The organism is Achromobacter sp. 46006 (assembly GCF_059761975.1).
Genome location: NZ_JCBANN010000133.1, coordinates 1 through 1011, shown reverse-complemented (window position 1 = coordinate 1011; position 1011 = coordinate 1). Strand labels below are relative to the sequence as shown.

The window sequence follows — 1011 nt, the reverse complement described above, 5'->3', positions numbered from 1 at the left end:
CGCGTGCCCCGCGCGTGGAAATTCAGGAATGGCGGCGGAACGATGCCAGGAACACGCCCGCCAGGATGAACAGCGAACCGAAGGTGCGGTTCATCCAGCGGATGTGCCTGGCGTCGCGCAGGAGGCGCAGCACGCGCGCCGCCAGCAGCGTGTACACGCCCATCGCCACCAGGTCGGTGAACGCCAGCGTGCCGGCCAGCGCCGCGTACTGCGGCGTCAGCGGCAAGGCGGTGTCGACGAATTGCGGCACCACCGCCAGCAGGAACACCGTGCCCTTGGGGTTCATGGTGTTGATCAGGAAACCGCGCATCACCAGCTCGCGGATCGAGGCCTGCCTGGGATCGCCGGCATCGACCGCGACCGGCGCGGCGTCGGTGCGGATCTGGCGCACGCCCAGGTAGATCAGGTAGGCAACGCCCAGGTACTTGACCACGTTGAAGGCCATCTCGGAAGTGGCCAGCACCGCGCCCAGGCCGACCGCGACCACCACGAACTGGAACAGGATGCCCAGGATCAGGCCAGCCGTGTTCCAGTAGCCGCGAGCGAAGCCGTACTTCAGTCCGGAGGACATCGCGGAGATGGCCCCCGCGCCAGGCGAGAACGAAATGGCCCAGGAGGCCAGGAAGAACGTCAACCAGGTGGAAAGAGGCATGATGGCGCGGGTCCGTGGGTCGCAGTTACAGGTATGCCGCTGATATTACTTGGAGAGCAGCGCCGCGCGCGGGGCGCCGGCCGTACGGCCGCCGTTGCCGTTGCCGGCGGGACGGGCGCTGCCTTCGGGACGGCGGTGGTTCTGCTGTGGGCGGGCGTCGCCGCGGCCGGCGTGGGCCGGACGGTCGGACGGCTTGCCGTCGCGCTGGCCCTGGCCGCCGCGGTTGTCACCGCCGGCGCGGGCCGGCGTGGCCGACGCCTTCCTGCCAGAGATCGGGTTGGCCCGCCATGTAGGCATAGGCCGCGCGCACGCCGCGTTCGCGGCCCAGCATGTAGGTGTCGCCTTCGCCCGCATCGCTG

1 protein-coding gene is annotated in these 1011 nt (G+C 69.9%); it reads right to left on the bottom strand.

Features of this window, described 5'->3' with window-relative positions:
- Window positions 1-22 precede the first annotated feature (22 nt).
- Window positions 23-652, bottom strand: coding sequence for a LysE family translocator (locus tag AC6LKG_RS26500; protein ID WP_498169960.1), 630 nt, complete (start codon window positions 650-652; stop codon window positions 23-25).
- Window positions 653-1011: the final 359 nt, after the last annotated feature.